This window comes from Adlercreutzia faecimuris (assembly GCF_022669055.1).
Lineage (GTDB): Bacteria > Actinomycetota > Coriobacteriia > Coriobacteriales > Eggerthellaceae > Enterorhabdus > Enterorhabdus faecimuris.
Map to the genome: position 1 here is coordinate 180,638 of NZ_JAJMLW010000004.1, position 24,711 is coordinate 205,348.

Here is a 24,711-nt window from a genome sequence, read left to right on the forward strand (position 1 = left end):
GATTTCGCTGCGAGATCGCCGTTTTTTGTCCACGGCGCGCGCCACCGGGCTGCTCGCGTGCCGCCGGCAAGTTCGTCGTTGCCAATTCGGGCGGGTGTGGTATCATAGCGTCCGCTGTCGATGCGACGGCGTTTTTCGGGATGTGGCTCAGCTTGGTAGAGCGCTGCGTTCGGGACGCAGAGGCCGCAGGTTCAAATCCTGTCATCCCGACCACTAACTCAAGGAGCCGCCCCCGGGCGGCTCCTCTCATTTCCCCACGTCTTTCGAGCCTGTTGCGGTTTGCTGACGGGTGGGGCGATGGCCCGGCTGCGGGGGAGCGCGGCGCTAGAGTGGGGGAGAGCGGCGCCGCGATTCGGGCGCCGCGCGACCGCATTCGAGGAAAGGCGCCTGCCATGACCATGGACATCCCCCTGAGCCGCCAGGACGAGCAGCTCGACCGCGCGCATGCCGAAGAGAAGCGCGAGCATCGCGACGACATCCAGCGTGATGAGCGCTACGCCCACGCCGATGAGGGCTATCACCAGATGAAGGAGGCCAAGGAGGTGCGCGATGCGCGCCTCGGCCACGAGGAGAAGGCCGAGCGCCGCCAGGCCGATGTGCGCGACGCCGCGCTCACCGAGGAGGCCAACGCCGTCCTCGACCCCCAGAACCAGTAGCGCGGGCTGGGGCGCAACGCGGTGCGCAGGAGTCGGTGCATCGGCCAGGCGCGCCGCGGCGCCCGCTTTCTCGCCCTGCGCCTGCCCCTGCGCCCCGCCCCTCCGCCTCGTCGCGGCGTCCGTCTTGCCGTGCGGTATGATGGGCGTCGGATGACGAGGGGGGAGGGCCCATGGATGATCTGCTGACCTTTGAGACGCGGGCCGCGTTCCGCGAGTGGCTTGCGGAGAACGGCACGTCGAGCGGGGGCGTGTGGCTGCGGTTCGGGAAGGCGGGCGGGCCGGCTACCCTGAAGGCCGCCGAGGCGCTGGAAGAGGCGCTCTGCTTCGGTTGGATCGACGGCCAGATGCGCAAGATCGACGAGGACTCCTACCGGAAGTACTTCGCCCCGCGCCGCCCGGGCAGCAAGTGGTCGGACAAGAACAAGGCCCTCGTCGCCGACCTGGAGGCGCGCGGCCTCATGACCGACGCCGGGCGCGCCAAGGTGGACGAGGCCCACCGCAACGGCCAGTGGGATGCCCCGCGGCCCGCCGCCATCACCGACGACCAGGTGGAGGCCGTGGCCGCCCTGCTGGAGGGCCACGAGCCCGCCTGCGCCAACTTCCGCGCCATGGCGCCCTCGGCGCGCAAGACCTACGCCCGCGCCTACTTCGACGCCAAGACCGACGCCGGCCGGGCGCGGCGGCTGGCGTGGATGACCGAGCGCCTCGACCAGAACCTCAAGCCGATGTAGACGCGACCCCTCGTCGGTGAGGGGCCGCGCCTTGCGGGACGCCCTCCGGCGGGCGGCCGGCGGGAAGACGCCGCGTAAGCGGGCGCCGCGCAACCCGGCGGCCCGGCGGCAGGAGATCATCGACGCGGCGGCGGACCTCATATCCCGCGAGGGGACGGCGCGCGTGACCAACCGCCGGGTGGCGGAGCGCGCCGGGGTGCCGCTCGGATCCACCACCCAGTACTTCAAGAGCATCGACGAGCTGCGCCGGGCGGGGCTCGCCGAGCTCTCGCGGCGGATCGAGCGCGAGTACGACGAGGTGTTCGAGGTCGTGGCGGAGGGCTCCCGCGATGCCCGCGGGAGCGAGGCCTTGGCCGATGCCATCAGCGAGTACCTCTCGGATCCCGTGCGCGTGGGCGCCGACGCGGCGCTGTGTGCGGCCGCCGTCGAGGATCCGGAGGTGCGGGACATCACGCGCGCGGGCTTCGACGCGTTCCTCGGGCGGTGCGCGCCCCTCATGGACGTCGAGCGCGCGAAGATCCTCTTCGCCTTCACCGAGGGCGCCGTCCTGAACTCCTGCTACATGGGTGTCCCCTACGACCGCCAGACCATTCGCCTGGCGGTTGCCCTCATCCTCGGCGACGCCCGCTAGCCGCTAGCCGCCGGTCGCGTCCGGCGTCCTCGCCTTCCGGTCGCGCCTGAGCCCCTCGGCGCTCCGTCTGCCGCCCGTGGGCCGCCCCCCCGACGCCCGCGAGCCACATGTGCCGCCCGGCGCCCCGCGGGTTGGCGGCTTGGCTTATTTGTTTCCCCATGAGAATATAGCCAAGGAGAAAGGTTTCGTAGAGGGCCTCTGATCTGGTAAAACGCAGGGACATCACCCATAGTTGGCGAGGAGATCCATCTTCTGGAAACCTGAAATCACTCTAACTTTCGCCCATTACGGACGTTTCGACGCCCATCCCCTTCTCGGTAGAGTCGTTCGCGTAGGAACGACCACGAGGGGGACTCATGGGGAACTCAAATCTGGACGCCGTGCTCGCCGAGGCAGACGATCGCGTGGCTTGCGCGCTCGCCGCCGCAACCGAGGATCCGGCGCCCGCCTCGCTGGAGGAGGCCGTCGAGAAGGTGACCGCCTGCGTCACCGCCAACCACGCCAACACCCTGCCGCTTCTTGCCTGCCTGCGCGCGGTGCCCGAGCCCGTGCCCTACCGCGCGGCCGCCGACGCCGTCGACGCGCTGCCGGTGATGGCGCTCACCACCCAGAACGCCTACGTGCTGTTCGACCTGCTCGTGCGGGCGGGCGGCGTGGCTGCCATCCCCGTCGAGGAGCCGGCCCCCGCGGCCGCGTCCGAGACCGGTGTGCCGGCAGTCGCCGTTCCCGCTGCCGAGGCCCCGGTCGCCTCCGCTGCGGCCACCAAGGCCACCAAGTCCGCCAAGGCCCCGGCCGCTGCCGTCCTCGTCCCCGCAGATGCCCCCGCATCTGCGGACGCTGCCAATCCCCCGGCCTTCCCGGCCGCTGCCAGCACCGCCCCCGTCACGGACTCCCTCCCCGACCAGCCGGTTGACCACCTGCTCGTCGTTACCGAGGCGGGGCGCGCGGTGCTCGGCGCCTTCGAGCCTACTCGTCGCTTCGCGGCCCTCATCGAGCAGGAGCCGGCGGGCTACGCCGATGCCTATGCGCGCGTGCTCGACCTGTGCGCGCGTTCCGCAGGCGCCTCGCGCGCCGATATCGAGGAGGTCCTGGCCGGGCACCCGGCCCTCTTCTCCCCGAAGCAGATCTACCCCAACTACTTCATCTCGAAGCTCGAGACCGTCGACGGTATCTCTTGGGACGGCTGCTGGCACGTTACCGAGTCGGGGTTGCGCATGCGCGCCCTGGTCGGCTAGCGCCCGCCTCCGCCCAATGGAATACGAAGCAGGAAGAGAGTCAAGAGGAGGGAGCTCAATGAGCCATTCCAGCATGACACGCCGGGGATTCCTAAAGTCCACGGCAGCCATGGGGGCCGTGGCCGCGCTCGGAATCAGCGCAGCCGGCAGCCTCGTCGAGGCGGATCCCGCCCATGCGGCGACCGCAGGGGAGGAGAAGGTCTACAAGACCTCGTGCCGCGCCTGCATCGCCAATTGCGCGGTGCTCGCCCATGTGCGTGACGGCCGCGTCATCAAGATCGAGGGCAACCCGGAAAGCCCCATGTCCCAAGGCGGCGTGTGCGCCAAGGGCCTGGCCGGCATCCAGGCGCTCTACCACCCCAACCGCAACAAGTACCCCATGCGCCGCGTGGGCGAGCGCGGCGGCAACCAGTGGGAGCGCATCAGCTGGGAGGACGCCATCACCGAGGTGGCCACCAAGATCAACGAGATGTCCGACAAGTACGGCTCGGAGTCCATCTCGGTGTCCACGGGCGGCGGCGGAAACCCGCACTTCTCCAACATCAAGCGCTTTGGCGAGGCCATCAACACCCCCAACGTGTGGGAGCCCGGCTGCGCCCAGTGCTACCTGCCCCGCATGGGCGCGGCGCTTCTGGCCTACGGCCGCGGCAAGCCCAACAACCTGTCCTTCTCCGATTCCAACGGCTGGGACTACTACTACACCGACAGCCCGGTGACCTCGCTCGTGCTGTGGGGCACCGACCCCTCCAACTCCTCGGTGGCCACGGGCGGTCGCGCCCTGGCCGAGCTGCGCGCCCGGCCGCAGGGTCTCAAGACGGTCGTCATCGACCCGCGCTACACCCTCGATGCCGCCAAGGCCGACGTGTGGCTGCCCATCCGCCCCGGCACCGACGTGGCCCTGCTGCTCACCTGGACCAAGTGGATTCTCGACAACGAGAAGTACGACGAGGAGTTCTGCCGCTCTTGGACGAACATGCCCTACCTCATCAACCCCGAGACGCGCCTTACCCTCAAGGCGACCGAGGCGGGCCTGGAGGGCACCGACGCCGACTACGTAATCTGGGATCCGGCCGCGAACGCGCCGGTAGTCGTCCAGTACCCGATGAACGAGGGTGTGGCCGCCCCGCTGTTCGGCACCTACGAGGTCAATGGCATGCAGTGCCCCACCGGCGGCGAGCTGCTCAAGCAGTCCGTCGAGGAGTGGACGCTCGAGAAGGGCGCGGAGGTCTGCTGGCTCGACGCCGACCAGATCGAGCGTGCGCTTGAGATCTACACCGACCCCGAGGGTCAGTCCGGCATCATGCAGGGCGTCGCCATCGACCAGTACGCCCAGTCGCAGCAGAGCGCCCTGGGCGCCCTCAACCTCGAGTTTCTCATGGGCAACGTGGAGAAGCCGGGCACCATGCTGCAGAGCTTCGCGCCCGCTCCCTGCAAGGACCAGCTGGGCAACACCCCGCGCCTGCTCTCTAAGGACAAGGTCATGAAGCGTGCCGGCTACCTGGAGCACAAGGGCCTCATCTGCTGGGACATGGCGTTCATCCCCGGCATCTTCGACATGATGCGCGACGGCGACCCCTATCAGATCCACATGTGGATCGAGCGCTCGGGCAACAAGCACGTGGTGCTGGGCAACTCGTCGTGCCTCGATGAGATCACGCCGAACGTCGACTACATCGTGCACGCCTTCATGTACCCGACCGCCTTCTCGGTCCTGTGCGCCGACCTCATCCTGCCCACCACCGAGTGGCTTGAGACCAACCTGCCCATCCCGCAGCTCAACACCATCGTCATGCGCCAGGCGGTCACCCATCTGTTCGAGACGGTGGAGGAGGGCATCATCTGGACGAACATCGTCCAGAAGTGCGCCGAGCTGGGCAACGAGCACGCTGCCAAGGCCTTCGACGCCGACGCCTGCATGACCACCCCGTTCTACAAGAACGAGTACGAGAAGCAGCTCCAGCATCTCAACAAGCTGGACATGACCTGGGAAGAGGCCTGCGAGCAGGGCGTCATCAAGTGGGCCGAGGAGGACGAGTACCGCACCTACGGCGTCTACCTCAAGCCCGATCCCGCCACCGGCCTGCCCAAGGGCTTCGGCACCCCGTCCAAGAAGCTCGAGGTGTACTGCGAGTCCAACATCATCCTGGGCCGCACCGGCGCCCCCTGGGCCCAGTGCGCGGAGGAGAAGCCGCTCGTGCTGCCCCCGGCGTCCGAGGACTACGAGCCCCTGGCCTACTACATGGAGCCCGCCGAGTCGCCCCTGACCGACACTGAGTACCCGCTGGTGCTGACGGAGGGCCGCCTGCCCATGTACCACCACGGCACGCTGCGCAACATCCCCTACCTGCGCGAGATCTACCCCGTGCCCGAGATGTGGATCCACCCCGAGGACGCCGAGAAGTACGGCATCACCGACGGCGAGTGGGTCAACATCGAGAGCCGCCGCGGCAAGACCCACGGCAAGGCGCGTGTGACCACGGGCATCGCCAAGGGCGTCGTCTACCAGGAGCGCTTCTGGGCTCCCGAGCTGCTGGACTCCGACGACCCGGCCCAGGCCTACAAGGTGATGAACGTCAACGTGCTCACCAAGAACGACGCTCCCTACAACCCGGAGTACGGCACCTACACACTGCGCGGCTTCCAGGTGAAGGTGAGCCCCAGCGACGATGAGATTCTCAAGAGCGTGTGGATCGAGCCCGAGCAGTTCAACGCTTGGATGCCCGCTCCCAGCGATCCGACCGAGGATGTGTATGACTATGGCGCGTAACTGCATTGTGGTGAACCTCGACCGCTGCACCGGATGCTTCGGCTGCGAGGTCGCCTGCAAGATGGAAAACGACGTGGCCCTGGGCCAGCGCTGGTCGAAGGTGTTCACCGTGGGCCCGGTGGGGGAGTACCCCGACATGACCCGCTACGCCCTGCCGACCATGTGCCAGCAGTGCGAGGATGCCCCGTGCGTGTCGGTGTGCCCCACCGGTGCGAGCTATCGCGACAAGGACAACGTGGTGCTGGTGAACAAAGAGCAGTGCATCGGCTGCAAGTACTGCATGATGGCGTGCCCCTACGGCGTGCGCTCGTGGAACGCCGACGAGGGCTGCGTCGAGAAGTGCACCCTCTGCGGCCAGCTCACCTCCCAGGGCAAGCAGCCCGCCTGCGTGAAGAGCTGCGCGGCCGGCGCCCGCTTCTACGGCGATTTGGACGACCCCGAGTCGGCTGTGTCCAAGGAGCTGGCGAAGTACGACGAGAAGGACATCCACGTCCTGCGCGATGCGGGGAACAAGCCCGCCACCCGCTACATCATGACCGATATGATCGGCACGTGGTACGACCGCGTCGAGCCGCGCGGCGGCCACCAGACGGCGGCCTACCCGGTCGAGGATTAGAAGAGAGGAGACCGACGTGGAGATCCAATGGTCCCTTGTCCTTTTCACCTGCCTGTCGGGCGCGGGCGCGTGGCTGCTTGCCTGCGCCGGCCTTGACGCCTTCCGCGGGCTGACGCGGAAGGCGACGGCGCCGGCTGTCGTGGCCGCCCTCGTGCTCATCGTGGTCGGCGGCCTGGCCTCGGCCACGCACCTGACCCACGTCGACCGCATCATGGCGGTCCTGGCGCACCCGGCCCCCGGCATCTTCCTGGAGGCGCTGCTGCTGGGCATCGACGTGATCGTCGGCGTGGTGTTCCTGGCGCTGGTCAAGCGCGAGGGCTCCGAGGCGGCCCGCAAGGCCCTCGGCGCCATCGCGGTGGTCATGGCCGCGGTGTTCAGCTTCTCGTGCGGGTCGTCCTACATGATGGCGTCCCAGCTGGCATGGAACACCGTCGCCCTGCCCCTGGGCTACCTGGGCACCGCCGCCGCCACCGGCACGGCGCTGTGGTACCTGCTGTGCGCCGCGCTCAAGGAGGACGGCCCGGCCCTGGCCTTCGCCGCCCAGGAGACCCTGGTCGGCGGCGTGGCCGCGCTGGTGCTGGCCCTGGCCTTCGGCTTCGCCTCGGGTGCGGCCATGGGCGCTGACGCCCTCACCTTCTGGGTGGGCGTGGTGCTGTGCGGCGGCGTGGTGCCCGCGGGCTGCGGCCTCATGGGCATGAAGAAGTCCGAGAGCGCGCTTCAGCTGGCCGTGGTGGCCGTGGTGGGCTCCCTCATCGGGTCGGTCGCCTTCCGCGTGCTCATGTGGCTGGCGAGCGTGACCCTCATGAACCTGTTCGGCGCAACCATCTAGCAACCTGGCGGATGACGGGGAGGAGCACCCTCATGCAAGACGCACCTATCGACGCGGCCCTGGCCGACGACCTGCGCGAGGCGAGCGCCTCCCGCGCCGGGTTTGCCCGGTTCCTGGCCAGCCTCTACCTCTACGAGCCCACGCCCGAGCAGGTGGAGGCCCTGGCCGGTCTCGAGTTCGAGGACGACGGATCGGACCTGGCCCGCGGCTACGCGGCCATCCGCGAGTACCTGCGCCATCGCGATCGCGCGACGGCGCAGGCCCTGGCCGTCGACTACGCCCATGTCTTCCTGGGCGCGGGCACGTACGACAAGATCATGGCGCCGCCCTACGAGTCGGTGTTCACGAGCGAGGAGCGCATCCTCATGCAGGATGCCCGCGACGGCGCGCTGGCCTACTATCGCGCCGAGGGGCTCGAGCTGCCGGCCGACAATACGACGCCGGAGGATCACCTGGGCTTCGAGCTCCAGTTCGTCGCCCTGCTGGCCGACCGCCTGGGCGAGGCGCTCTCGGCCGGCGATGTGGCCCGCGCCGCCGAGCTGGCCGACCTTCAGCGCGGCTTCTACGACTACCACCAGGCCAACTGGCTGCCGGCGCTGTGCGATGCGGTGGAGGAGCACGCCCAGACCGACTTCTACCGGGGAGTGGCCCTGCTCACGCGCGGCTACCTGGCATCGGAGCGCGCCTTCCTCGACGAGCAGGCCGCAGCGCTGGGCCTTGGGGGGCCTGCGCCCGAGGTGTTGCCCCCCTGGCGCGAGGCCGCCCGCGAGGCCGGGGCCTAGCCGTGAGTGCCGGACTCACCCGCCGGTCGTTCATCGGCCTGGCCGCGGCCACGGCCGTCGGCGCGTGCGTCGGCGGTGCGGGGCTGGCCTTCGCCGGCCCGGCAGACGTGCTGCGTCCACCGGGCGGCCAGGACGAGGCCGCGCTCATCGGCGCGTGCCTCAAGTGCGACCGCTGCCGCAGCGTCTGCCCCACCGGCGTGGTGAGCGTGGCGCAGGTGGAGGACGGGCTGCTGCGCGCACGGACGCCCGTCCTGAACTTCCATCGCGGTTGGTGCGACTTCTGCGGCAAGTGCCAGCAGGCATGCCCGACCGGCGCGCTGGGGCCCTTCGACCCGTCGCGCGACAAGCTGGGCGTGGCTGTGGTGCAGCCCGACCGCTGCCTGTCCTACCTTCAGACCTGCACGGACTGCCGGGATTCCTGCGGCTTCGGCGCGCTCTCCTTCAACGAGGGGGGCCACCCGGTGGTCGATGCGGCAGCCTGCAACGGCTGCGGCCGCTGCGAGCTGGAGTGCACCGCCCTGGTGTACGGCGCCTTCGCCGGGGGGACGCGTCGCGGCATCATGGTGGAACCCGTCGCCGCAGTCGAGACAGAGGGGAGCACCCTATGAAGATGAGGATGGCGACGGCCCGCACGTTGGCGGCCTGCGGGGTCCTGGGCCTGGTGGGCGTGGGCCTGGCCCTGCATACGGGCACGGGCACGCCCTCTGCCTGGGGGCTGCCGGACATCGCGGCCATCTGCCCGCTGGGCGCGGTGGAGGCGGCCATCGCCTCCAAGACGGTGGTGCCGCCGCTTCTGATAGGGCTGGCGATCGTGGTGGCGCTGGTGGCCGTCTTCGGCCGCGCGTTCTGTGCCTGGGGGTGTCCCGTGCCGCTGCTCAGGCGCGTCTTCGGACGGCGGAGCCGGGGATCGGCGAGCGCCACGGGCCATGCGCGCCCTGCCGCCGGCAAGCCTGCCGAGGATGCGGCATCCGGGCCAGCGGCCTCCGCCGACTCGCGACCGGCGCTTCCCGCGCGCGTCCTGGACGTCGCTCCGAGCGAGCGGGGCAGCGCCGCCGACCCGCGCAACTGGGTGCTTGGCGCTACGGTGCTCACCACGGCGGCTTTCGGATTTCCCGTGTTCTGCCTGGTGTGCCCCGTGGGCCTCACGGTGGCCACCTTCATCGGGCTGTGGCGGCTGCTCCAGTTCAGCGAGACGACGCTCTCCCTGGTGGTGTTCCCGCTCATCCTGGTGGTCGAGCTGGTTCTGCTGCGGAAGTGGTGCCACCGCTTCTGCCCGCTGGGCGCGCTGCTGGCGCTCATGGCGCGGCTCAACCGCACGCTGCGCCCCACCGTGGATGCCTCGGCCTGCGTGGCTTGCGACGGATCCGATGGCTGCGGCCGATGCGCCGAGGCGTGCCCCGAGGGCATCGACTTGCACCACCCCGCCGCCTCGGCTCCGATGGGCGAGTGCACAAAGTGCGGCGAGTGCGGCCAGGCGTGCCCGGTACATGCCATATCGTTCCCCTTTCTTCCCCGACGTTCCGCGCGAGGGGATGGCGAAGGGGAGGAGATCTTGGCGGAGGCAGGGGAAAGATAGCCTCACCTGGAGGGGACGAGGGGACATGAACCAAGTACAATGGGGGGCGACCGAGGCGACGACCGAGCAAGTGAGGACCGCTGCCATGCCCCAGATAGCCAATCGGATCTACCGTGCCGCCACCGGCGTGCCGAAGGACGAGGGGGAACGGCCTGCCGACGATGTGACGGCCGGCGGTATGTTCTCGCCCACGCGCCTGGGCATGGACATTGGCCGTCAGTGGCCTTCCCTCAAGCTGGTGGGGTTCGGCATCTACTACGCCTGGATCTGGATATCGTATAACTCAAGCGTCCTCATGGTAGGCGATGCGCCTGAGGCCCAGGTGGCCGACACGGTGTTTGCCACCTACCTCGCGTCGACCCTCGCTCTGGCGGCCATGCTGCTGGGGCTTTCCTGCGCTGTGAGGAGCGTGCGACGCCTGGTGGAGAGCAAGGGCGTCATGCTGGTCTTCGCGCTCCTGGCCTCGCTGGGCACGGTGGGGGTCTGGGTTTCCTCGGTTCATGGCGTCCAGGACAACCTCGCCCTAAGCGCGGCGGGTGCCCTGACGGGCGTGGGGACGTCGTTCATCGTGCTGCGGTTCGGCCTGGTGTACGCCAAGGTGCCGCCGCGCGAGGTGGTCATGTACAGCACCGCCTCGTTCGTGTTCGCCTGCATGATCTACTTCTTGGCGGTGGGGCTTCCCGAGCCCTTGGGCCTGGCCTTCACCGCGTGCCTGCCCGTAGCGGCCGCCCTCACCACCATGACCGACGCCGAGCTGGTGGAGGGCGATGATCCGCGCCCCGCCGTCTTGCCGCGTCCCAAGTCGGGCGTCGGGCGGTTCTTCGGGAGGCTTGTGGCGGCGGTTGTCATCTTCTCGTTGGTGGTGGGGGTGGCCCGCGGCTTCTCCATTCTGAACGACCCGGCGTCCACCTTGGACGACCAGGGCGTGCTCATCGTCTTCGGCAGCGCGGTTTTCGCTGGCGCGGTGTTTCTGATCGTCGGACTCCTGGGGCGCTCCTTCGACATCAGCTGCCTGTACTACCCGGCCATCATCCTGCTGGCGGCGGGCATCCTGGTCACTCCGCTCCTCGACCACGGCAGCGCCTTCAACAACTACTTCGTAGGCATCGCCTACAACTGCTTCGTGCTGGTCATCTGGTGTCTTCTGGCCTACGTGGCCTACCGCTCGACCTTGCCTGCGCTGCGGGTGTTCGGCCTGGGCCGCGGCGCTTCGGCGCTGGGCACCACGGTGGGGTGGTTCCTCGGCTCGCGCCTGCTCGAGCTGCCGGCCGAGAGCTCCTTTTCCCTCAACGTGGTGTCGGTGTCCATGGTGTTCGCCCTGCTGGTGGTTTCGATGCTCGTGCTGAACGATCGCGTTATCGGCGAGGCGCTGCGGACGCCCGATGAGCACGGCCCCGTGCGCGCAGATGCCGCGGCGGGTGCGCGGGATGACGCGCGCTGTGCGGGAGGAGACGCGTCCGAGGGCGAGCGGGCCGCTGACGCCGGCTGTGATCGGGAGGCTCCCTGCGAGGCTGCCGCGCCCGCTGACTGGGCTTCGGACGGCGCGCCCGAGCAGGAGGTTCCCGGGTCGGCCCCCGGGTCGGCGGAGATCGCCTGGCAGCTGCATGCCGCTCGCTGCGATGCGCTGGCGGCGCGCTATGCGCTCTCGCCGCGCGAGCGTGACGTCCTCTACCTGCTGGCACGGGGGCGCTCCATCGACTACATCGCCCAGGACCTCTCCATCTCCTTCAACACGGCCAAGTCCCATATCCGCCATATCTACGTGAAGGCCGACATCCATTCCCGTCAGGAGCTCCTCGATCTGATGGACGCCGAGCCCGTCCGCTAGCCGCGCTCGCCGCCCGGCGCGGCCGGCAGGCTTCGGCCGGATTGTCGGGCGGCCGCGTGCGCGCCGGTGTTGTTTTCGTCGGAGGCGTTCCATTTGCAGGCGGTTGTGGTACCCTTCCCCCAGCAAAAAAGGGGCGAGGGCTCGCCCCGGCACCGAGGCGGGCGCAAGCCCTTGGAGGAACCTATGAAATTTCTGGGAATGGGCGTTCCCGAGCTGCTTATCATCCTCGCGGTGATCCTGCTCATCTTCGGCCCGAAGAACCTTCCCAAGCTCGGCAGCGCGCTGGGCAAGACGGTGAAGAACCTGCGCGACGGCATCGGCTCCGGCGAGAAGGAGATCGAGGAGGCCGCCGACGCGGACGACGTCGTCGAGGAAGTGGTCGAGGAGGCCCCCAAGAAGACCGTCAAGAAGAAGGTCGTCGTCAAGAAGGCCGACGACTAGGCCCGCCCCGGCGCGGCGCCCTGGCGGCCGCCCGCCCGACACCCGGCTTCACGAGCGCACCGTCTACCAGGCGGTGCGCTCATCTTGTGTCAAAGCGCGAAACCGTTACCTTCGCGCTCATCGTATCCCAGCGCGCCGGGGGAGGCGCGCTCAACCCGAAGGACGGAAACCATGGCTGACAGCAACTACATCCTCACCCAGGAAGGCAAGGAGAAGCTCGAGGAGGAGCTGCACTACCTGGAGAACGAGAAGCGCGCCGAGATCGGCGAGCGCATCAAGGTGGCGCGCGAGTTCGGCGACATCTCCGAGAACTCCGAGTACGACGACGCCAAGAACGAGCAGGGCATGATGGAGGCGCGCATCGCCGAGATCAGCCGCATCCTGTCCGAGGCCACCGTCGTGAACACGCCGAAGCGCTCCAACAAGGTGAACATCGGCTCCACGGTCACCGTGAACATGGGCGGCCGCGAGCGCGTCTTCGCCATCGTCGGCGGCGCCGAGAGCGACGTGGCGTCCGGCAAGATCTCCAACGAGTCCCCCGTCGGCGCGGCGCTGCTCGGCCACAAGAAGGGCGACACCATCGAGGCCACCGGCCCCACCGGCAAGGACATCACCATGGAGATCCTCAAGATCGAGCACTAGGCCGGGGCGCGAGCGCGCCCGCCAGAGGGAACGGAAAGCAGTCATGAGCGAAGAAATCACCGAAGCCATCGTCGAGGACGACCCCATCGAGGTGCGCCGCGCCAAGCGCGCGGCCCTCATCGCCGCGGGGCAGGATCCCTACGGCCACGCCTTCGACCGCAGCCACACCGTGGCCCAGCTGAACGAGGGCTGGGTGCACCTGGAGGACGGTGCGTCCACGGACGACGAGGTCACCATCGCGGGCCGCGTCATGGCCAAGCGCGTCCAGGGCAAGATCGCCTTCCTCGAGCTGCGCGAGGCCGGCGTGGACATCCAGCTGTTCTGCCGCGTCAACGCTCTGGGCGAGGATGCCTTCGCGGCGCTGTGCGACCTGGACGTGGGCGACTGGATCGGCGTCCACGGCACCATGATGCGCACGAAGCGCGGCCAGCTGTCGGTAGGGGTGGACTCCTTCGAGCTGCTGAGCAAGTCGCTGCGCCCTCTGCCCGAGAAGTTCCACGGCCTGACGGACAAGGAGACGCGCTACCGCCAGCGCTACGTCGACCTGACGATGAACCCCGAGGTGCGCGCCGTCTTCGAGAAGCGCTTCAAGATCGTGTCGGCCATCCGCCGCTACATGGAGGACCAGGGCTTCTACGAGGTGGAGACGCCGTTCCTGCACGCCATCATCGGCGGGGCGAACGCCAAGCCCTTCATCACGCACTTCAACGCGCTCGACCGTGACTACTACCTGCGCATCGCCACCGAGCTGCCGCTCAAGCGCCTGCTGGTGGGCGGGTTCGACAAGGTGTTCGAGATCGGCCGCCAGTTCCGCAACGAGGGCATGGACCCGTACCACAACCCCGAGTTCACCACCATGGAGGCCTACGCCGCCTTCAGCGATCTGGACGGCATGATGGACCTCACCGAGGGCTACATCAAGGCCGCCGCGCTGGCCGCCTGCGGCACGCTCAAGATCACCTACCAGGGCACCGAGATCGACCTGGACGGCACGTGGCGCCGCGCGTCGATGATCGAGCTGGCCAGCGAGGGCGCCGGCGAGGACGTGTCGTTCGACCGCACCCGCGAGGACCTGGTGGCCATCCTCGAGAAGCACGGCGGTCACGCGGAGGACGCGTGGGGCAAGGGCAAGCTCATCGCCGAGATCTTCGAGGCCGTGGCCGAGGCCAAGCTCGTCCAGCCCACCTTCGTCATCGACCACCCGCTGGAGGTGTCGCCGCTGGCGAAGAAGCACCCCGACAACCCCGAGCTCACCCAACGCTTCGAGCTGTTCATCCTGGGGCATGAGTACGCCAACGCCTTCACCGAGCTCAACGACCCGGTCGACCAGGCCGAGCGCTTCCGCGCCCAGGTGGAGGCCAAGGACCTGGGCGACGACGAGGCCATGGGCTACGACGCCGACTACATCCGCGCGCTCGAGTACGGCATGCCGCCGGCCGGCGGCGTGGGCGTGGGCATCGACCGCCTGGTCATGCTCCTGGCCGATGCGCCGTCTATCCGCGACGTGCTGCTGTTCCCCCACATGAAGGACGAGGCGCCTGCGGGCGGCCGCGGGGCCGCGCCAGCTGCCGAGGTCGCGCCGGCCGATGCCGTGCCGGCCGAGCCCGTCGACTTCTCGAACGTGGTCATCGAGCCCCTGTTCGCCGACGAGGTGGACTTCGACACCTTCAGCAAGTCCGACTTCCGCGCCGTGAAGGTGCTCGCCTGCGAGGCGGTGCCCAAGTCCAAGAAGCTGCTCCAGTTCACGCTGGACGACGGCACGGGGGAGGAGCGCACTATCCTGTCGGGCATCCACGCCTACTACGAGCCCGAGGAGCTGGTGGGCAAGACGCTCATCGCCATCACCAATCTGCCGCCGCGCAAGATGATGGGCGTGGAGTCGCAGGGCATGCTCCTCTCGGCCATCCACGAGGAGCCCGGCGAGGACGGCGAGCCCGAGGAGCGCCTGAACCTGCTGATGGTAGACCCCCGCATCCCCGCCGGCGCCAAGCTCTACTAGCCGCCGCCCGGCAAACGCCGCCAGCCTCAGGGGCTGCCCGGCATTCGCGATCAACCCCAAAGGCCCCCGCTTGGCATCTGCCAAGCGGGGGCCTTCTTGCGCGCGGGTCGGCATCTGCCGGGCGGGGGCCTCTTGCATATGGGACGTCTTGTCATCTCACGGTTGGGGATGACAACGAGGGCGGCCCTGTCGTCGGGGGCGGCCCTGGGCGAGAATCGGGCCGAGGGGGCGATGGCCATGGACGTGCGTACCCTGGAGCTCTTCCTGGCGGTATCCGAGAAGCAGAGCATAGCGAAGGCCGCGCAGTGCAGCTACCTGTCGCGGCAGGCGCTGACCGAAGCCATGAACCGGCTCGAGGAGGAGCTGGGCGTGCGCCTGTTCGCGCGGAGCCACGCGGGCGTGGCCCTGACGCCGGAGGGGCGCTACCTGGCCGAGCGGCTCTTCGTCCTGAAGCCGCTGTGGCTGAGCCTGCTGGAGGGCCTCAAGGGAAGCGACCCCGAGCCCAAGACCGTCCGCATCGGGCTGCCGCTGTTCCTGTTCAGCACGCAGACGCTCGGCGGCATCGTGGGCCTGTCATCGGAGTTTCCCCAGTTCGCCATCAGCATCGTGGACTGCTCGTCGGAGACGGCGCTGAGCCGCCTCGGCGATAACGACCTGGACGTGGCGGTCACGTGGGTCGGCTCGCGCAGTCGGCGCTTCGCGGCCGAGCCCGTCGGCGGCGCCGAGCCGCGCGCCTTCGCCTGCGTGTCCGCGGCCTCGCCGCTCGCCCGGAAGCGCGGGCTCACCTCGGCGGACTTCGCCGGGCAGAACCTCCTGGCCTTGGAGGCCGACACGCTGGCGGGCGCCCGCGAGGCCGAGTACTGCCGCAGCGCAGGGGCGCGCCTGACCATCGTGCCGCGCAGCCACTCCTTCATCGCGGGGATGGTCGCCGAGGGCGCCGGCGTGTTCCTGCTGCCGAGCACCTCGGCGAGCCAGTTCGCCTCGAGCGCCGTGGCCGCCGTGCCCGTCGTCGACTTCCCCAAGGTGCTGCACCAGTCGGTCGTCCGGCTGGCGGGCGCCTCGCCGGAGGTGAGCGCCCTCGCCCGGAGGCTCTGCGAGACGCTCACCCGCCAGGCCGCGCCCTACGCCTGATCGCCCGGCGCACCCGGGGCGGCTGGCGCACCCGGGGCGGCTGGCGCACCCGGCGCCGACAGCCCCACCGGCAGCTCCGCGCCGCACGCGGGGCACGTCTTGTCGAGGAGCGCCACCTTCTCGCCGCACGCGGGGCAGGTCTTGTCCAAGTCCACCGAAGCTGGTCTGAAGCACATGATCGTCGTCCTTTCTCGGGTAGCGCCGCCCTCCCGCCCGATCATGCCGGGCGGGAGGGCGGCCGGCCGGGGCGCTCGCGCGGCCCCGGCCGGAGGGGTCTTACGCGGTAGGGGTGTAGAGCACCATGAACTGCTTGTCCATGCGCGCCGCCAGCTCCTCCACCGGGCCGTATTCGATGACCTGGGCCTGGCAGTGGTGCACGCAGGTGGGCCAGCGGCCCTCCGCCACGCGGTCGGCGCACAGGTCGCACAGCGCCGTCGGCGCGGGCAGGTAGTGCCAGTCCCACTTGCGGGGGCCGATCTGCTGCGGGCCGATCTCCTTCAGCTGGATGCCCCACAGCCCCGTCTCGAAGCCGTGCTCGACCTTGCAGGCGGTCTCGCAGGTGTGGCACCCCGTGCAGAACTCGTAGTCGATCAGCAGGCCGTATCTCGTGTTCTCCATCTTCTGTCCCTTCTCGCTCGGCGTCTGATTAGTAGCCCGGATCGTAGGTGGGGTGGTAGTCGGTGCACTTGGATATGCGGCACATCTGCGTGTCGTAGGGTGCGCAGTAGCCAAGCGGGCCGTAGTCCTCCATGGGAACGAGCTGGTTGATGTTGGAATCGAAGACGCCGAAGGGGTTGTCGCCCGAGATGTCGTCCCGGCGCTCGGGGTACCACCAGCCGTGCTCGGCCATGATGGTGTCCGGGTGCATGGACGGGTTGATGACGCACTTCTCGCGGACGGAGCCGCGCGGGTTCTCGATGAGTACCCAGTCGCCTTCCTGGATGCCGTACTTGTCGGCGGTCTCCTGGGTCATCTCCACGCGCGGCCAGGGGTGGAACTCGCGCATCGACTTGAGGTGCCGGTGCTCGCTGTGGAAGAACTCCCAGGACCGGCGCCCGGTGGTCAGGTAGAGTGGGTACTCCTCGAAGGCCTCGGGGTCGGCCGTCTTGTTCGGCTCGGGCACGTAGTGGGGCAGCGGGTCGCCACCGGCGGCCTCGGCCGTTAGGCTGTAGAACTCGAAGCGGCCGGTGGGGGTGGAGAACCCGGGCTGGCCATCGGAGCGCAGCAGGCCCTTCTCGTACTTCCGGTACTCGAACGGCTCCCAGATGTACATCTTCTCGCGCAGGTCGTCGAAGGTGAAGTCCGGCGGGTAGTAGGGCTTGCCCGCCTGGTCGCGGATGTTGTGGAGCACGTCCTCCCAGAACTCGGTCGCGTTGGCCCACGGCGTGCCCTCGGGGTTGAGCCGGTGCCCGATGTCGAGCACGATGTCCTCGTCGGTGTGGGCGTTGGTGGTGACCACCGGGCTGATGGCGCGGGTGGGGTTGAACATGCTGCGGCAGCCGGTGCGCTCGATGCTCATGGCGATGGGCAGGAACAGGTCGGCGCAGGCGGCGGCCGTGGGCGTCATGTAGTAGTCGGTGACGACGAAGAAGTCCACGGTGCGCACGGCGGCGAGCAGGCGCTGCGGGTCGGCGCCCATGTTGGCCAGGAAGTTGGACGACTGCTCGAAGAGGAACTTGATGGGGTAGGGCTCGCCGGTCTCCAGGGCCTTGAGCAGGCTGTCGGGGTGCGCCTGGGGCTCGAGGCCCATCTGCTCGACGACGAACTCGTCCTGGCCGAGGCGCTCGGTCATGTCGAACTCCTCGCCGGCGGTGTTCTTCATGCCCGAGAACATGCGGCGGGCGTCGCCGGAGATGAAGCCGGTGTTCACGACGATGTTGCCGCCGGGCACGTCGATGTTGCCCGTGAGGGCCCACAGGGCCGCGCAGCCCATGGCGGCGCCGAACCCGTTCTTGAACTGGTCGAACTTCAGGCCCCACTGGACGGAGGCGGGCTTGGCGGTGGCGTAGCGCCGCGCCGAGGCGACGATGAGGTCGGCGGGGATGCCCGTGATCTCGGCGACGCGCTCGGGCGGGTACTCGGCGGCGCGGGCGGCCAGCTGGTCGAAGCCGTAGGTCCACTTCTCGACGAAGTCGTGGTCGTAGAGGTCTTCGGCGATGATGACGTTGATCCACCCGAGGGCGAGAGCCCCGTCGGTGCCGGGCTTGATCTGCAGGTAGTATTCCGCCTGGGCGCCCATCCACGTCAGGCGCGGGTCGATGACGATGAGCTTGGTGCCCATGCGCATGAGGTCGACGATCCAGTGGCCGAAGAACCCGTCGGCGTTGGACACGATGGGGTTGCAGCACCAGATGACGCACACCTCGGGGTTGACGTAGTCGGGATGGTCGTAGCCCTCCTCCACGCACTGGGCGCAGTCGGCTACCATCACGTCGCCGCCCATCCAGAAGCACACGTTCATGCGGGGGACGTAGCAGGAGTTGCCGCTCAGGAACCCGAAGGTGTAGTTCGGCGACCCCATGACGGTGGTCGCCAGAGCGGCGAACTGCCAGGTGGTGTTGCGCCCCGTGCCGCCGAGGATGCAGAACGACTTCTTGCCGTACTTGCCGAGGATCTCCTCGGCCTTCTCGACGTAGAGGTCGTAGGCCTCATCCCACGTGATGACCTCCCACGCGTCGTCGTCGCCGCGCTTCGCGGGGTCGCGCTTCATGGGGTTATAGATGCGGAACGGGTGGTTGACCATCTCCTCCATCGCCAGGCAGCGCATGCACAGGCGGCCGTTGGAGAGCGCGCCCTTGGGGTCGCCCTCTATCTTGACCAGCTTGTTGTCCTTGACGTAGTGGAGCACGCCGCAGCCGTTATGGCAGCCGGGCGCCGTGTACTGGCAGTTGCGGTAGACCGTGTACTCGCCCTCCTGCCAGATCCACTCGTCGCGGTAGAGCTCCTCGTTGATAGGTCGCGGGCATCGTGGCATTGCCTCTCCTTTCGCCGGCTCTCCTCCATCGTGCGGGGCGCCCTCGCCGGGGCCCCTCCTGACGACCAGTGTACGAACGGCCGCCGCGCCGCGAAATCAGGTTCTTCCTGCCACCGCGTCAGGCAAAAACTGACACCGGCGAAAAAGTCGCCCCTGACCGGCGGATGCTAGAATTGCGCCATGGACATCAAGCAACTGCGATACTTCGTGACCGCCAGCGAGTGCCTGAACTACGCCCATGCCGCCGCCATCCACTACACGACGCGGCATTCCATCACCCATGCCATCAAGAGCCTCGAGGAGGAGTTCCGCCGCAAGCTGTTCGTCATCGAGGGGAACCGGCCGCGGCTCACCCCCGAAGGCGAGCTGTTCGCCAAGAAGGCCAAGCGCGTGGTGAGCGAGTTCGACCAGATGATCCGCGACTTCTCGGTTGCCGCGGACGACTACCGCAACCAGACGCGGGTCAGCATCGACTCGTGCCTCCTGCCGCGCGGGGCGAAGGCCCGCGGCCCCCTTGACGACGACATCGCCTCCCGGGCGTTCATCGAGGAGTCCGACCCCGAGGGCTGCCTGCGCGGCCTCTACGACATGCGATTCGACCTGGCGTTCGCCCGGTGCGACCGCCTGAGCTTCGAGGGGCTGGGGACGGCGTGCTTCGGGCGTCGCCCGCTTGGCGTGCTGGTGGCCTCCGCGCACCCGCTCGGCGGGCGCGACCGCCTCTCCCTGGCCGACCTGGGGTCGTGCAGCCTGGTGGTCTCGCGGGGGCACTGCTACCGCCACGCGTCCCTCCTCTCCGCGTGCCGCAGCCGGGGGATCGGCCCGCGGGTGCTCTCCTGCGTGGACGACCCGTCGCTCACGCTGAGCCTGGTGAGCCGGCGCCGCGCGGCGGCCCTCGTGGCGATGGAGGGCGAGGACGCGGCCTCCTACGGCCCCTACCGCGTGATCCCCCTCGGCGAGAGCGGGGAGTACTGCCTCTACGACTGCCTCGTCTACCGCGACGACCAGGCCCAGGCGCGCAGCATCCGCAGCTTCATCAGGGGATACGTGATGGATGGGCGGCTCGACGCCATCGGGCTGGCCGTCGTTGACCCGCTGATAGCCGAGCTCCGGGGCCGCGCCCGGTAGGGCCGCCCCGCGCCTCGCTCCCGTCGTCTCCGCGTCTCGCCCTGCGTCTGCGCCCCGCGCCATCCCCGCGCCTCGCGCGCACCGCCCCGCGTTCCGCCCGCGCGGCGCCCTTGGACAACTCCCATGCACGTTTGACAACTCCCACGTCCTCCCTCTGACCCCCGTCGGGCCCGCGGCCGCAGGGTATATTGCCGCCATCAGCCACCCGAGCGAAAGGAGGGGCACCGGGTTTTGAGGGGATTGACGGCCCGTTAAGCGAAAGGGATCACCATGGGAAACTCTGAGGAAAAGGTACCGATCGTCGAGGGCGCCGGGGAGAGGGCGCTTGAGCAGGACGGCGCGGCGGCCGCGCCGGAGGCGAGCCAGGGGAAGGGCGTGGGCTACAGCGTCATGTCCGTCCGCTACGGCCTGGGCATCATGTTCTCCACCATGATGACGGCCATGATCAGCACGTTCTGGGCGGTGTATTTGACCGGCACGGCCGGGCTGGACACCGTGCTCATGGCGAGCGTGCTCTCCATAACCGCGCTGGTGGACACCATATCGCTGCCCTTCCTGGGCGCGATCATGCAGAAGCTGCGCCTCTTCGGCGGCAAGTACGGCATGTTCCGCCCGTGGTTGGTCATGGGCGCCATCCTGTGCGGCCTGTTCTTCTGGATGCGCTTCACCGACCTGGGGCTCACGGGCATGGGCCAGGCCATCTGGTTCGGCGTGACGTGCTTCGGCTACAACCTCTGCTTCAACCTGGCCTACACGGCCTACAACGGCGTGCTGCCCCTGCTGGCGCCCGACCCGGACAACCGCATCGCCTACTCCGCGACGCGCAACCTGCTGAACTCGGCCGGCCAGTTCGTCTTCTCGCTCGTGGCGGTGAGCGCCGTGGCCCTGTTCGGCCAGGGCAACGACGTGATGGGCTACTCGCTGTTCGCCGTGTCCATCGCCGCGCTCTACATCATCGCCTACGCGCAGCTGGCCGCCGCCTGCAAGAAGTCCGACGTCATCAACGAGGGCGAGGAGGAGACGAAGGCGGGCGCCGAGAAGAAGACCGACCAGTACAACGCGTCGCTGTGGCAGATGATCCGCTACACCCTGTGCAAGCCGTTCATCCTGTTCATCTGCGCGGGCATGTGCCGCACGTCCATGTACATGATCGTGGGCGGCCTGTCGGCCTTCTACTACACCTACGTGGCCGGCGACGCTGCCATGCTGACGGTGTACCTGTCCAGCTCGACGGGCCTCATGATCCTCGGCTCGTTCATCGCGCCGTTCGTCGCCAAGTACACCAAGGGCTCGCGTAACCTCTACGCCCTGGGCGTGGGCATCTTCACCACCTGCCTCCTGGGCGCGTTCTTCCTGGGCTCCAACCCGGTGGTCCTGACGGCGCTCATGTGCATCGGCTACGTCGGCTGGGCCTTCGCGCACTCCTGCGAGATCGCCTACTACAGCTCCGTCGTCGACTACTCGTCTCTGCGCGCGGGCCGCGACCTCAAGCCCTTCATGATGATGCTCTTCTCGCTCATCCCCAAGCTGGCCATCACCATCGGCTCCACGGTGCTCGGCTTCGGCCTGGTGGCCATCGGCTTCGACGCCACGGCGGTCACGCCCGAGGCGGCCAGCGGGCTGCGCTTCCTGTTCAGCGGGCTGCCGGCGGCCTTCGGCATCGCGTGCGTCGTGCTGACCCTGCTCAACCCCATGAACAAGAAGCTGTCCGACCAGGTGGCCCGCGACCTTGCGGCCGTCGAGGCGGCCGAGTAGCGGAAGGTCGGCGGGATGTGCGGCTACGCCTGCATGCAGTGCGGGGCCTGCAAGGGGGCGCGGGCGGGCATCGTGCCCAAGGTGCCCTGCACGGCCTGCGGCGCGCTGAACGACCCCGGGCGGGAGCTCTGCGAGAGCTGCGGCGCGCCCCTCGAGGACATCACGCCGGGCATTGCGTTGAGATACCATGAGAGGAGAGAAGATGGACTTCGATAACGACATCGGCAAGCCGTGGCGCTGGACGGAGGAGGACGGCACCGTGGTGACGCGCGGCGCGGCCTGGTCGGCGCCGGGATGCCACCCCACGGGCTGCGGCATCAAGACCTACGTCAAGGACGGGAGGCTCGTCCGCATCGAGGGTGACGAGAACCACCCCGTCACCAAGGGGCGCCTGTGCGTCCGCTGCCTCACCCTGAAGGACTTCACCTACCATCCCGACCGCATCATCTACCCGATGAAGCGCGCGCGGGAAGACCGCGGGCTCGACAAGTGGGAGCGCTGCTCGTGGGAGGAGGCCTACGGCATCATCGCCGAGAACGTCGGGCGCATCAAGGAGAAGTACGGCGCCGAGACGCTGCTCGCCATGACGGGCACCGGCCGCATGACCCAGATGGCCGGCGTGGGCGCCCACCGCGCGCTCGGCACCCCGAACGGCTGCTACGCCCAGTCCGGCTTCGCCTGCTACGGGCCGCGCGTGTCCATCACCCAGTACCTGCTGGGCGCGCCCTACCCCGAGATCGACTTCGCCGGCGGCCTGCCGGGCGGCTACGACGACCCCCAGTACCAGGTGCCCGAGATGATCGTGCAGTGGGGCAAGGAGCCCCTCGTGTCCAACGGCGACGGCCTGTTCGGCCACGCCGTCCTCGACCTGGTCAAGCGCGGCGCCAAGCTCATGTGCGTCGACCCGCGCCTCACCTGGACGTGCGCCCTGGCCGACTACCACCTGCAGCTGCGCCCCGGCACCGACGCGGCGCTGGGCATGGCGATGCTCGACACCATCATCGCCGAAGACCTCTACGACCACGACTTCGTCGACAAGTGGTGCTACGGCTTCGAGCAGCTGGCCGAGCGCGTCGCCACCATGCCGGCCGAGCGCGCCGCGGACATCTGCGGCATCCCGGCCGAGGAGATCAAGGAGGCCGCCCGCGCCTACGCCAACGCCAAGCCGGCGTCCATCGCGTGGGGCCTGGCCATCGACCAGACGGTCAACGGCGCCCAGGCGGGCCAGTGCATCCTGAGCCTCATCGCCATCACGGGCAACTTCGACGTGCCCGGCGGCAACATCCTCCAGGACATCTTCGACGGCTCCGGCGACAAGGTGGTCGCGGGGCTCGGCTGGAAGCTGCTCCCCGACGAGCTGAAGGAGAAGGTCATCGGATTGGAGGAGTACCCGGCCTACGTGAACATGATGCTGCGCGCCCACGCCGACCGCGCCCTCGACGCCCTGGAGACCGACATCCCCTACAAGATCCACGGCATCTGGTTCGGGTCGACCAACCTCTTGGCCCCCACCTGCTCGGCGCAGCCGAAGCGCTGGTACAACGCGGCCAAGGACCTGGACTTCAACTGGGTCAACGACATCTTCATGACCCCGACCGCCATGGCGCTGTGCGACGTGTTCCTGCCCATCTCGTCGTGCATCGAGCAGGACTCCATCGTGCCGACCCACTACGGCGGCACGCCCAACTACTACAGCGCGCTCAACAAGTGCATCGAGGTGGGGGAGTGCAAGGGCGAGTTCTACAACTACCACGACATGGGGCTCATCGTGAACCCCTCGGCCTGGACGGGCGACAACGCCTGCACCCCCATGGAGTTCATTGATGACTACTTCGTCGGCGGCACCGGCATGAACCATGCCAAGCTGCGCGAGGAGGTCACGCACCAGCGCGTCGTGGGCTACCGCAAGTACGAGACCGGACATCTGCGCCCCGACGGCATGCCGGGCTTCAACACGATGACAGGTCGCCTGGAGCTCTACTCCTACGCGTTCCAGTCCTTCGGCGAGGACCCGCTGCCCTACTACGTCGAGCCGCCGTTCAGCCCCGTGTCCACGCCGGAGGTGGCCGAGCGCTACCCGTTCATCCTGACCACCGGCGCGCGCGAGTACGCCTACTTCCACTCCGAGGGACGCCAGATCCCCTACCTGCGCGAGCTGGTGCCCGAGCCCCTCTTCGAGGTCAACGAGGCCGACGCCCGGGCCAAGGGCATCAAGGACGGCGACTGGGTGCGCGTCGAGAACCAGTTCGGGTTCTGCCTGCTGGTGGCCAAGGTGACCAACGCCGTCAAGCCGGGCCTGGTCCACGCCCAGCACGGCTGGTGGTTCCCCGAGGAGGACGGCGAGGCCCCGCACCTCTTCGGCGTGTGGAAGTCGAACATCAACAGCCTGGTGCCCCACTCCCGCAACGGCAAGCTCGGGTTCGGCGCCCCCTACAAGTGCCTGCTCTGCGACTTCCGCAAGGCGGTGCCGGAGGACTTCGAGAACGTGGACGTGGAGGGCGTCGACCAGCCCGGCATGCCCAAGCACAAGTATGATGACAACTTCTACCGTCTGGACAAGGACGAGAGCTACCAGGGCGCATCGCCCGCAGCCGGGGAGGGGGAGTAACCATGGGACGCTACGGCCTGCTCATTGACTACGAGTACTGCTCGGGATGCCAGTCCTGCGAGGTGGCCTGCAAGGAGGAGCACGGCTACCCGGTGGGCAAGTGGGGCATCCGGGTGTTCAACGACGGCCCCTGGCTCGTCGACGAGCCCCACGACTGGAACTGGCACAAGATCCCGGTGCCCACCAAGCTCTGCGACCTGTGCGCCGACCGGGTGGCCGCGGGGCGCGAGCCCACCTGCGTGCACCACTGCCTGGCCCAGGTGATGAAGTTCGGCCCGGTGGCGGAGCTCGCCCTGGAACTCGAGAAGAAGCCCAACCAGGTGCTGTGGTGCCCTCGGTAGGGTAGGCAGCGGGCTCCGATGACGGGGCGCGGCGGCGCGGCGCG

General features: G+C 68.7%; 23 protein-coding genes and 1 tRNA gene. 21 read left to right on the top strand and 3 right to left on the bottom strand.

Going from position 1 to position 24,711, the window contains the following annotated elements; genetic code table 11:
• The first annotated feature begins 136 nt into the window (after window positions 1-136).
• The 16 genes from LPT13_RS10985 to LPT13_RS11060 all read left to right on the top strand — a co-directional run bounded on the left by LPT13_RS10985 (window position 137) and on the right by LPT13_RS11060 (window position 15,864).
• A tRNA-Pro gene (locus LPT13_RS10985) sits at window positions 137-213 on the top strand.
• A 179-nt stretch (window positions 214-392) separates the two neighbouring features.
• Window positions 393-656, top strand: coding sequence for a hypothetical protein (locus LPT13_RS10990; protein WP_242166429.1), 264 nt, complete (start codon window positions 393-395; stop codon window positions 654-656).
• A gap of 170 nt (window positions 657-826) precedes the next feature.
• Complete coding sequence (locus LPT13_RS10995; protein WP_242166430.1) at window positions 827-1,387, top strand: YdeI/OmpD-associated family protein; 561 nt, start codon at window positions 827-829, stop codon at window positions 1,385-1,387.
• A gap of 31 nt (window positions 1,388-1,418) precedes the next feature.
• Window positions 1,419-2,018, top strand: a complete 600-nt coding sequence (locus LPT13_RS11000) for a TetR/AcrR family transcriptional regulator (RefSeq protein WP_242166431.1) — start codon at window positions 1,419-1,421, stop codon at window positions 2,016-2,018.
• A 356-nt stretch (window positions 2,019-2,374) separates the two neighbouring features.
• Window positions 2,375-3,253 carry a hypothetical protein gene (locus tag LPT13_RS11005; RefSeq protein ID WP_242166432.1) on the top strand — a complete coding sequence of 293 codons (879 nt, stop codon included), beginning with the start codon at window positions 2,375-2,377 and terminating at the stop codon, window positions 3,251-3,253.
• Between the two features lie 73 nt (window positions 3,254-3,326).
• Window positions 3,327-6,020 (top strand): molybdopterin-containing oxidoreductase family protein, encoded by a 2,694-nt coding sequence (locus tag LPT13_RS11010; RefSeq protein WP_242166433.1) that lies wholly within the window; start codon window positions 3,327-3,329, stop codon window positions 6,018-6,020.
• Complete coding sequence (locus LPT13_RS11015) at window positions 6,010-6,636, top strand: 4Fe-4S dicluster domain-containing protein (protein ID WP_242166434.1); 627 nt, start codon at window positions 6,010-6,012, stop codon at window positions 6,634-6,636. The genes LPT13_RS11010 and LPT13_RS11015 overlap by 11 nt, the downstream gene beginning before the upstream one ends.
• 16 nt (window positions 6,637-6,652) lie before the next feature.
• The gene (locus LPT13_RS11020; protein WP_242166436.1) at window positions 6,653-7,465 is read left to right on the top strand and encodes a DmsC/YnfH family molybdoenzyme membrane anchor subunit; all 813 of its coding nucleotides are present in this window, start codon (window positions 6,653-6,655) and stop codon (window positions 7,463-7,465) included.
• Window positions 7,466-7,497: 32 nt separating this feature from the next.
• Window positions 7,498-8,247 carry a TorD/DmsD family molecular chaperone gene (locus LPT13_RS11025; RefSeq protein WP_242166438.1) on the top strand — a complete coding sequence of 250 codons (750 nt, stop codon included), beginning with the start codon at window positions 7,498-7,500 and terminating at the stop codon, window positions 8,245-8,247.
• A 2-nt stretch (window positions 8,248-8,249) separates the two neighbouring features.
• The gene (locus tag LPT13_RS11030) at window positions 8,250-8,855 is read left to right on the top strand and encodes a 4Fe-4S dicluster domain-containing protein (protein ID WP_242166440.1); all 606 of its coding nucleotides are present in this window, start codon (window positions 8,250-8,252) and stop codon (window positions 8,853-8,855) included.
• Entirely contained in the window at window positions 8,852-9,823 is a 972-nt protein-coding gene (locus LPT13_RS11035; RefSeq protein ID WP_242166442.1) for a 4Fe-4S binding protein, read from the top strand. The genes LPT13_RS11030 and LPT13_RS11035 overlap by 4 nt, the downstream gene beginning before the upstream one ends.
• Window positions 9,824-9,908: 85 nt before the next feature.
• Entirely contained in the window at window positions 9,909-11,651 is a 1,743-nt protein-coding gene (locus LPT13_RS11040; RefSeq protein WP_242166443.1) for a response regulator transcription factor, read from the top strand.
• A 183-nt stretch (window positions 11,652-11,834) separates the two neighbouring features.
• A complete protein-coding gene (gene tatA, locus LPT13_RS11045) occupies window positions 11,835-12,092 on the top strand; it encodes a twin-arginine translocase TatA/TatE family subunit (RefSeq protein WP_242166444.1) in 258 nt (85 codons plus the stop codon).
• A gap of 171 nt (window positions 12,093-12,263) precedes the next feature.
• Window positions 12,264-12,734, top strand: a complete 471-nt coding sequence (gene greA, locus LPT13_RS11050) for a transcription elongation factor GreA (protein WP_242166445.1) — start codon at window positions 12,264-12,266, stop codon at window positions 12,732-12,734.
• 43 nt (window positions 12,735-12,777) lie between these two features.
• The gene (gene lysS / locus LPT13_RS11055; protein WP_242166446.1) at window positions 12,778-14,733 is read left to right on the top strand and encodes a lysine--tRNA ligase; all 1,956 of its coding nucleotides are present in this window, start codon (window positions 12,778-12,780) and stop codon (window positions 14,731-14,733) included.
• A gap of 237 nt (window positions 14,734-14,970) precedes the next feature.
• Entirely contained in the window at window positions 14,971-15,864 is an 894-nt protein-coding gene (locus tag LPT13_RS11060) for a LysR family transcriptional regulator (RefSeq protein ID WP_242166447.1), read from the top strand.
• On the opposite strand, the gene LPT13_RS11065 is transcribed toward LPT13_RS11060, so the two are convergent.
• The 3 genes from LPT13_RS11065 to LPT13_RS11075 form a co-directional block, all read right to left on the bottom strand.
• Window positions 15,855-16,040 (bottom strand): zinc ribbon domain-containing protein, encoded by a 186-nt coding sequence (locus LPT13_RS11065; protein ID WP_242166448.1) that lies wholly within the window; start codon window positions 16,038-16,040, stop codon window positions 15,855-15,857. The genes LPT13_RS11060 and LPT13_RS11065 overlap by 10 nt on opposite strands.
• 100 nt (window positions 16,041-16,140) lie before the next feature.
• Window positions 16,141-16,482, bottom strand: a complete 342-nt coding sequence (locus LPT13_RS11070; RefSeq protein WP_242166449.1) for a 4Fe-4S binding protein — start codon at window positions 16,480-16,482, stop codon at window positions 16,141-16,143.
• A 28-nt stretch (window positions 16,483-16,510) separates the two neighbouring features.
• Complete coding sequence (locus LPT13_RS11075; protein WP_242166451.1) at window positions 16,511-18,838, bottom strand: molybdopterin-dependent oxidoreductase; 2,328 nt, start codon at window positions 18,836-18,838, stop codon at window positions 16,511-16,513.
• A 180-nt stretch (window positions 18,839-19,018) separates the two neighbouring features.
• On the opposite strand from LPT13_RS11075, the gene LPT13_RS11080 reads away from it, so the two are divergent.
• The 5 genes from LPT13_RS11080 (at window position 19,019) to LPT13_RS11100 (ending at window position 24,667) form a co-directional block, all read left to right on the top strand.
• The gene (locus LPT13_RS11080) at window positions 19,019-19,963 is read left to right on the top strand and encodes a LysR family transcriptional regulator (RefSeq protein ID WP_242166452.1); all 945 of its coding nucleotides are present in this window, start codon (window positions 19,019-19,021) and stop codon (window positions 19,961-19,963) included.
• 270 nt (window positions 19,964-20,233) lie between these two features.
• Entirely contained in the window at window positions 20,234-21,718 is a 1,485-nt protein-coding gene (locus LPT13_RS11085; protein ID WP_242166454.1) for an MFS transporter, read from the top strand.
• Between the two features lie 15 nt (window positions 21,719-21,733).
• Window positions 21,734-21,934 (top strand): hypothetical protein, encoded by a 201-nt coding sequence (locus LPT13_RS11090; RefSeq protein WP_242166456.1) that lies wholly within the window; start codon window positions 21,734-21,736, stop codon window positions 21,932-21,934.
• Window positions 21,921-24,326 carry a molybdopterin-dependent oxidoreductase gene (locus LPT13_RS11095; RefSeq protein WP_242166457.1) on the top strand — a complete coding sequence of 802 codons (2,406 nt, stop codon included), beginning with the start codon at window positions 21,921-21,923 and terminating at the stop codon, window positions 24,324-24,326. The genes LPT13_RS11090 and LPT13_RS11095 overlap by 14 nt, the downstream gene beginning before the upstream one ends.
• Before the next feature lie 2 nt (window positions 24,327-24,328).
• Complete coding sequence (locus LPT13_RS11100) at window positions 24,329-24,667, top strand: 4Fe-4S dicluster domain-containing protein (protein ID WP_242166458.1); 339 nt, start codon at window positions 24,329-24,331, stop codon at window positions 24,665-24,667.
• Window positions 24,668-24,711 lie beyond the last annotated feature (44 nt).

What these genes read in the sequence shown, in the direction of transcription:
- LPT13_RS11005 (WP_242166432.1), top strand. Translation starts at nt 2,375, where the DNA reads ATGGGGAACTCAAATCTGGACGCCGTGCTCGCCGAGGCAGACGATCGC.
- lysS (WP_242166446.1), top strand. Translation starts at nt 12,778, where the DNA reads ATGAGCGAAGAAATCACCGAAGCCATCGTCGAGGACGACCCCATCGAG.
- LPT13_RS11075 (WP_242166451.1), bottom strand. Translation starts at nt 18,838, where the DNA reads ATGCCACGATGCCCGCGACCTATCAACGAGGAGCTCTACCGCGACGAG.
- LPT13_RS11085 (WP_242166454.1), top strand. Translation starts at nt 20,234, where the DNA reads ATGGGAAACTCTGAGGAAAAGGTACCGATCGTCGAGGGCGCCGGGGAG.
- LPT13_RS11095 (WP_242166457.1), top strand. Translation starts at nt 21,921, where the DNA reads ATGGACTTCGATAACGACATCGGCAAGCCGTGGCGCTGGACGGAGGAG.
- tatA (WP_242166444.1), top strand. Translation starts at nt 11,835, where the DNA reads ATGAAATTTCTGGGAATGGGCGTTCCCGAGCTGCTTATCATCCTCGCG.
- LPT13_RS11010 (WP_242166433.1), top strand. Translation starts at nt 3,327, where the DNA reads ATGACACGCCGGGGATTCCTAAAGTCCACGGCAGCCATGGGGGCCGTG.
- LPT13_RS11080 (WP_242166452.1), top strand. Translation starts at nt 19,019, where the DNA reads ATGGACATCAAGCAACTGCGATACTTCGTGACCGCCAGCGAGTGCCTG.
- LPT13_RS11015 (WP_242166434.1), top strand. Translation starts at nt 6,010, where the DNA reads ATGGCGCGTAACTGCATTGTGGTGAACCTCGACCGCTGCACCGGATGC.
- greA (WP_242166445.1), top strand. Translation starts at nt 12,264, where the DNA reads ATGGCTGACAGCAACTACATCCTCACCCAGGAAGGCAAGGAGAAGCTC.
- LPT13_RS11060 (WP_242166447.1), top strand. Translation starts at nt 14,971, where the DNA reads ATGGACGTGCGTACCCTGGAGCTCTTCCTGGCGGTATCCGAGAAGCAG.
- LPT13_RS11090 (WP_242166456.1), top strand. Translation starts at nt 21,734, where the DNA reads ATGTGCGGCTACGCCTGCATGCAGTGCGGGGCCTGCAAGGGGGCGCGG.
- LPT13_RS11070 (WP_242166449.1), bottom strand. Translation starts at nt 16,482, where the DNA reads ATGGAGAACACGAGATACGGCCTGCTGATCGACTACGAGTTCTGCACG.
- LPT13_RS11100 (WP_242166458.1), top strand. Translation starts at nt 24,329, where the DNA reads ATGGGACGCTACGGCCTGCTCATTGACTACGAGTACTGCTCGGGATGC.
- LPT13_RS11025 (WP_242166438.1), top strand. Translation starts at nt 7,498, where the DNA reads ATGCAAGACGCACCTATCGACGCGGCCCTGGCCGACGACCTGCGCGAG.
- LPT13_RS11065 (WP_242166448.1), bottom strand. Translation starts at nt 16,040, where the DNA reads ATGTGCTTCAGACCAGCTTCGGTGGACTTGGACAAGACCTGCCCCGCG.
- LPT13_RS10995 (WP_242166430.1), top strand. Translation starts at nt 827, where the DNA reads ATGGATGATCTGCTGACCTTTGAGACGCGGGCCGCGTTCCGCGAGTGG.
- LPT13_RS11035 (WP_242166442.1), top strand. Translation starts at nt 8,852, where the DNA reads ATGAAGATGAGGATGGCGACGGCCCGCACGTTGGCGGCCTGCGGGGTC.
- LPT13_RS10990 (WP_242166429.1), top strand. Translation starts at nt 393, where the DNA reads ATGACCATGGACATCCCCCTGAGCCGCCAGGACGAGCAGCTCGACCGC.
- LPT13_RS11040 (WP_242166443.1), top strand. Translation starts at nt 9,909, where the DNA reads ATGCCCCAGATAGCCAATCGGATCTACCGTGCCGCCACCGGCGTGCCG.